At 52.8% G+C, this 6,182-nt stretch carries 8 protein-coding genes; 1 reads left to right on the forward strand and 7 read right to left on the reverse strand.

Features of this window, described 5'->3' with window-relative positions:
• The 7 genes from JMF85_RS02990 to JMF85_RS03020 form a co-directional block, all read right to left on the reverse strand.
• Window positions 1–807 (reverse strand): PSP1 domain-containing protein, encoded by an 807-nt coding sequence (locus tag JMF85_RS02990; RefSeq protein WP_127610144.1) that lies wholly within the window; start codon window positions 805–807, stop codon window positions 1–3.
• 2 nt (window positions 808–809) lie between these two features.
• Window positions 810–1,787, reverse strand: coding sequence for a DNA polymerase III subunit delta' (gene holB / locus JMF85_RS02995; RefSeq protein ID WP_054797913.1), 978 nt, complete (start codon window positions 1,785–1,787; stop codon window positions 810–812).
• Window positions 1,788–1,839: 52 nt separating this feature from the next.
• On the reverse strand, window positions 1,840–2,286 hold the full coding sequence (locus JMF85_RS03000) for a YaaR family protein (protein WP_054797912.1): 447 nt from the start codon (window positions 2,284–2,286) through the stop codon (window positions 1,840–1,842).
• An 18-nt stretch (window positions 2,287–2,304) separates the two neighbouring features.
• Complete coding sequence (locus JMF85_RS03005; protein ID WP_054797911.1) at window positions 2,305–2,634, reverse strand: cyclic-di-AMP receptor; 330 nt, start codon at window positions 2,632–2,634, stop codon at window positions 2,305–2,307.
• An 85-nt stretch (window positions 2,635–2,719) separates the two neighbouring features.
• Window positions 2,720–3,358 carry a dTMP kinase gene (tmk, locus tag JMF85_RS03010; RefSeq protein ID WP_141336432.1) on the reverse strand — a complete coding sequence of 213 codons (639 nt, stop codon included), beginning with the start codon at window positions 3,356–3,358 and terminating at the stop codon, window positions 2,720–2,722.
• A 50-nt stretch (window positions 3,359–3,408) separates the two neighbouring features.
• A complete protein-coding gene (locus JMF85_RS03015) occupies window positions 3,409–4,923 on the reverse strand; it encodes an aminotransferase class I/II-fold pyridoxal phosphate-dependent enzyme (RefSeq protein ID WP_236595713.1) in 1,515 nt (504 codons plus the stop codon).
• 119 nt (window positions 4,924–5,042) lie between these two features.
• Window positions 5,043–5,240 carry a sigma factor G inhibitor Gin gene (locus tag JMF85_RS03020; RefSeq protein ID WP_127610150.1) on the reverse strand — a complete coding sequence of 66 codons (198 nt, stop codon included), beginning with the start codon at window positions 5,238–5,240 and terminating at the stop codon, window positions 5,043–5,045.
• A 183-nt stretch (window positions 5,241–5,423) separates the two neighbouring features.
• Here JMF85_RS03020 and JMF85_RS03025 point away from each other — a divergent pair, with 183 nt between their 5' ends.
• Window positions 5,424–5,945, forward strand: a complete 522-nt coding sequence (locus JMF85_RS03025) for a hypothetical protein (RefSeq protein WP_127610152.1) — start codon at window positions 5,424–5,426, stop codon at window positions 5,943–5,945.
• Window positions 5,946–6,182: the final 237 nt, after the last annotated feature.

Genomic DNA, 6,182 nt, shown 5'->3' on the forward strand with positions numbered 1-6,182 from the left:
TTATCCGTGATACTCCACCACATCATCTAATGGGAGATCCATCACTTTCTTAAGCTCAAACACTTGTACCTTCGCCATTCGTTCCGCCACATTCATCGAAATCAGGCGGCCGTTGCCGAACGATGTAATCACTTCGCTGCCTACACGGGGCAGATCGTCTTTGGCGCTTTCATAGTTATCGTGCTCGTACTTCAAGCAGCACATCAAGCGACCGCATAGACCGGATATTTTGGTCGGATTGAGCGACAAGTTCTGATCCTTCGCCATCTTGATCGATACCGGCTCGAAATCGCCAAGAAACGACGAACAGCATAAAATTCTGCCGCAAGGGCCGATGCCGCCGAGCATCTTCGCTTCATCGCGAACGCCAATTTGGCGAAGTTCGATCCGCGTACGAAACACACTGGCCAAATCTTTAACCAATTCCCTGAAATCGACACGGCCTTCCGCCGTAAAATAAAAGATGATTTTGTTGCGATCAAATGTATATTCAACGTCAACCAACTTCATCCGGAGCTGGTGATCCTTGATCTTGTCCTGGCAAACGGCAAACGCGTTCTTCGCCGCTAGTTTATTGTCCTCCACAAGCTTCGCGTCCTGATGGTCGGCGATGCGTATAACCTTCTTGAGCGGCAACACGACATCCGATTCGCCCACGGTTCTGCGACCGATGACGACTTTCCCGTATTCCACGCCGCGCGCCGTCTCCACGATAACTGCGCTATCTTGGTCGACCGGCAAATCGCTCGGGTCGAAGTAATAAATTTTACCCGCTTTCTTAAAGCGGACTCCCACAACAGAGAACAATCCTACACCCCCTTAAGCTGCATTATTATATGTTCCAGCGCAAGCTGGGGATTGGCATGAAACCGCAATCGTTTCTGAGTCTCAATCGCTTGATCCAGGCACGCGATCCAGTGTTGGGGCGGCCGGCTTAACGCCTCTTTGGCCATCCACTCCGTTTGGTCGGAGAAGACGATCCCTTCACGGCGGCCCGTACCCAGCTGGACCATGTCTTTGAGCCACAGAATCAGCATGTCCAACCAAAGCGAAAGCCGATCGCCGAGCTCGCCTTTCGACAGCTTCTGTTGTGCGGTCAGAAGCGCGACAGGCAGCCGAGTCAAGCTTTCTCTAGTCAATTGTATCACTAGGTTTCGAATTTCTGCAAACCCATTTCCTTGAATCATTGCGCGCGCGGCTTGCGGTCCCGCCGCCAATCGGACGGCGATCTGGACGAGCACCGGGGAATGGCCTTCCTTCAGCAGCAAATCCTGCATTTGCTGACGCATCATCGGCACGAAAGGAACCCATTGCGAGCGCGAGCGTATCGTCGGCAGCAGCGCTTGCCCGTTATCCGTAATGAGTACCGCAACCACCTGCGACGATGGCTCTTCCAGAAATTTCAGCAGGCTGTTGGCCGCTTGCGTCGTCATTTTGTCCGCGTCTTCCAGCACGTACATCTTCAAGCCCGATACGGTGGACCGGTACGCAAACTGCTTCTGCAGCTCGCGGATTTGTTCGATTTTGATCGAGGCGCCGTCCGGCTTCAGCCAGTGGAGGTCCGGATGGTTGCCATGGGCCACTTTACGGCAGTCGAGGCATTCGCCGCAGGCATCGTCAGGCAGCACCTTGCAGTACAACGCCATCGCGAACGCTTTCGCCATTTCACGGCGTCCGGAGCCGCTCGGCCCGGTAAATATATAGGCATGCGACACTTTATCGGTTCGAATGCTGTTTTGCAGCATGCGCTTAACCCGTTCTTGTCCTACAATCGCTTGAAACGACATGACGCTCTTTGTTCCTTTCCCTATATCAAGCGAAATCCGCAGCCGTCGTTAATTAGAAAAATAAATTAATGAGCATGCCGCGAATTTCTCCAATCTTCTGCAGCAAATCAATGCGACCTTCTTCGGTCGACAGCATATCGTCGGCTAGCCCCAGCAGCTCCTGATCGACTTCTTCAAGCAGCTTATACCGCTTGGATCGGCCGCGCCTGTCCCATCCCCGCGTCTCGCGAAGCTGAACGCCGCGCCGCACCGTCTCCTCCAGAAAATGCTTCACCATCAGCTTGTACTGCCGAAGCTCGCGCACCGTCATCGACTTGGCTAAACGCTGGCCTTGCTGATCGATTTGAGCCAGCATGCGCTGAAGCTGTTCCCGGGTGGCCCGCTCGGATTGATGCTGCATCATGTCATGAAACGACTTTTGCTGAAGCTGCTGGGACGACGTATTCTCGTTGCGAATCCATTCACTGCCGACGGGACGCCATCCCGGGTTAATTTTCACGATGGGCGTACCTCTCTTCTAGAAGTGTTCAAAACGTTCGACCGGCAGCACGAAAACGGCGGCTCCTCCCACTTGAACCTCGACGGGGAACGGGATGTATGAATCGGTTGTTCCTCCCATCGGGGAAACCGGGGTTACCATCTGCTCCCTAATTTTGCAGTTAGCTTTAATGACTTGCAGCGCTTCGTTCACACGATCGTCTTCGGTCCCAATCAAAAACGTCGTGTTTCCGGCCCGAAGGAAGCCCCCCGTACTAGCCAGCTTCGTCGCACGAAACCCTGCTTTAATCAGCGCGTTCGATAAACGGTTGCTATCTTTATCCTGGACGACGGCAATCACCAATTTCATACATCCAGCCTCCTTTAACAAGGATTCTTATCCGCGTTCTCTATATATAATTAGACAAACCTTTGTTAAATTCCTTCTTATCTCATCATACTCGATTCCGCAGCGTTTGGTTCACGATTTGTCGGATCTGCTCCGCAACTTTATCGGGCGTTTGTTCCGCATCGATACGGCGGACGCGCTCCGGGTAACGCCGCAGCACTTCGCGATACCCCTCTCTTACAAGCTCGTGAAACCGCATCTCCTCGAGATCGAGACGGTTCACTTCCCGGCTCCAATCGGCGCGAATCCGGCCGAGGCCTACCTCCGGGCTAACATCCAGGAATAGAGTCAGATCGGGCATCCAATCCCCGATCGCAAAGCGATTCACGGCGAGCACTTCATCTACGCCGAGCCCGCGCGCATGCCCTTGATAGGCCAGGCTGCTGTCGATAAAACGGTCGCACACGACAACCTTGCCCGATTGCAGCGCGGGAATCACTTTTTCCGTTAAATGCTGACGGCGCGCCGCGGCGTAAAGCAGTGCTTCCGTACGCTTGTCCATGGCGGTGTTCTTCGTATCCAGCACGACCGCGCGGATTTGCTCGGCAATGGGAATCCCCCCGGGCTCACGCGTCGAAATCGTTTCATATCCGAGTTCCTCGACGGTACTCACTATAGCTTCGATGGCCGATGTTTTGCCTGCGCCCTCTCCGCCTTCCACCGTGATGAAATAACCTGTTTTCAACTTTATGTCCCCTGTCCTGCTAAGTAAGATGTTGGAGCCCGCTGTATACGTTACTTCGATGATACATAAACCGGCACCGTCTTTCGTCCCGACACATCATATCCTTGAAAACGAGCCCCTGCTGCGGCAAGACGCCTCAGTTCCGCCGACACTCGCTTTCCAATATACTCACCCGGATATAAGAGCGGAATTCCCGGCGGATACGGTACGATCATTTCGGCGGCTATCCTGCCCTCACAGCGCTCCAACGGTACGTGGCTTACGTCCGGCTCCTCCCTGTGCAGGGACTCTATCGTAAAAGAGACCGGCTGTCCGATCAGGTCTTGCCGCTCGTGCGGCGAATTTGAAGCCTCGGGGCAATCGTACGACTCGGATTGATGCCTCCCTATGTCGGGCTGGGCTCGCCCGTTTCCTTTGCTTGCCGCTAATCCGGCCTCGATGTCCTTCAGCGCTCCCAGCAACCGCTGCGCTTCTTGGTGCTGCCCGGTCAGACCGAAAGCGAGAACGACACGTTCCGGGTCAGCCATTTCCGCGTAACAGCCGCGCCGCTCCAACTGCTCCTTTAGCTCGAAACCGCTCAAGATTCCATAGGAATCCTCAAGCACCATTTTAAAAGGGTCACACCTCCTGCTCGTCCCGTTCGGTTCGACCGTTCGCCATCTTTGATTCTTTTGCAGTTCGAGCTTCAGACTGTTAATAGCCTTTAACCCTTCATCTATAGCTTGAAACCCTTGCTCCTGCAGCCAGTCACGGCTCAAATCCAGGCTGCCCATGATCGGATAGGAAGGACTCGAGCTTTGCAGCATGGCAAGAGCTTGACGCAGAGCCTTCCGGTTGATCCGATCTCCCTGCACATGCAGCATCGAACCCATCGTCATCGCCGTCAGCATCTTATGCGTCGATTGCACGACCACATCCGCGCCTGCCGACAACGCCGAGAGCGGCAGCTCCGGGTGAAAGCCGAAGTGAGCGCCGTGCGCCTCATCGACGAGCAGCAGCTTGTCCTGCGCATGCAGCAGGTCGGCCAGCGGCTTCAAATCGGCGCTTACTCCGTAATAAGTAGGGCAGGTTACCAATAAGCCTTGGGCTTCGGGATACCGACGGAGCGCTTCTTCAACGTCCTGCCTTTGCAAGCCGGTAAACAGCCCGCTGGCCGGATCTTGCCGCGGCGTTATAAATACAGCCTTGATCCCCGCCAGCATCAGTCCGTGAATCACTGACTTGTGGGCATCCCGCTGTACAAGCAACAGCTCTCCGGGACGGCAGGCCGCTAAGATCGCCGCTTGATTGCCGACCGTGCTGCCGCCTACGAGAAAGAACGTCTCGTCCGCCCCGAAGCAGGACGCTGCCAGACGCTGCGCCTCTAGAATCGCCGCCTCGGGATGATGCAGGTCATCCGTTCCCGGGAGCTCCGTCACATCGAGAGCCAATATCGGCCCGTAATACGACGCGGCCTCCTCGTAAGCTTCCGCCTTGCCCTTATGTCCGGGTACATGAAAGCGGCTTGTATGTAAATGATCGTAAGTCCGCATGGCTTCAAATAACGGACGTTTCCGTTCCGACACGTGCGACACGCCTCATTTCTAACCAGAATCACATGGATAGCAGTATTGTACCAAACTAAAAAGCCCGCTTCCATCCCTTCTTGAGACAAAGGAGCTTTGGACACGGGCAAACCTACCGATTACGCATTCTTTTTATATAAAATTTGTTTCATCTGATGAATAAAGAAGGGATACTTCACGTCGCTGACATCCGTTCGAACCATCTCCGTCTCGCACTCTTCGCAAATGAATTCAGTAATAATCATGATGCCATTTGCCTTTTCTTGTCCGCAAATAATGCAAGAGGCTGTATAGTCGTTCTGCAACGATTCATTCATGCAGTGTTCACCTCTATTCTTCTTTTCTATCAGTATGTCCTATTCTCTCAAGAATAAACGGTTATGAACTATTTTTATGTCAAAAGAGCTCATCCGGTGCACCCTATCTTCAAATTTGTTGCTCCATGACCGATAATAGTAATACTGAAATATTAGTTAATCGGCGAGGATGAACGTGATACGATGAACAACGACCGGACCCTATCCAAAGATTCGACGATTTACAACTATCGTTTGTTACGTAGAGTTCACCACAAGGCCGTCCATCATTATGCTTACTGGCTGCTGACCGTTCTGGCTTGGATCTACGCGCTGCTACACATTGAACTGCTGTCTTTCGCCGTTGTCCTCTTCGGAATTCCGCTGGTGCATGCCGTATTTCTACACACCCTTCACCGCACGAAGGAAGGACAGGCTCCAAAGGCATGGCGCTGGTCGTTCCGAATGCCTTGGTTCGGGTATACCCCCGGCAATTACATCGCGCTGGCTAAAGTCCTCCGGCTTCATAATCAATTGTTTTGGATCGTCTTGTTAATTTTAGCTTGTTTCTATCCGTGGCTGTCGACCGATGTGCTGCTGTTTGCGATGTTTTATCACGTATGGCTGCTTCTGCCGCGCCTTATGATCATCTTTATATTTCGCAAATACAAGTCTAGCGGATTATTGAAAATCAATCCTCACGACACGTCCTGTTATACCCAATAATAGGACGTGTTTTTCTATTCCAGTATATAGCGTAAAACAAAGAACCCTAGCTCATCCATGAGGACTGGCTAGGGTTCTGTTATTCCCTGAAAACTGGATACGAAACTCAGCATGCTGAATGCTTTTATTGGGGCCCACGCAAAGTAATCGGAATCAGCTTCGTCAGCTTCACGTCACTTTGTGGGGATACCATATGCTTCCGAAGCAGTTTCCTTCGGAAACTTGTAGGATAAGCCC

The organism is Paenibacillus sp. EPM92, assembly GCF_016586185.1.
In the GTDB taxonomy this organism is placed as follows: domain Bacteria; phylum Bacillota; class Bacilli; order Paenibacillales; family NBRC-103111; genus Paenibacillus_G; species Paenibacillus_G validus.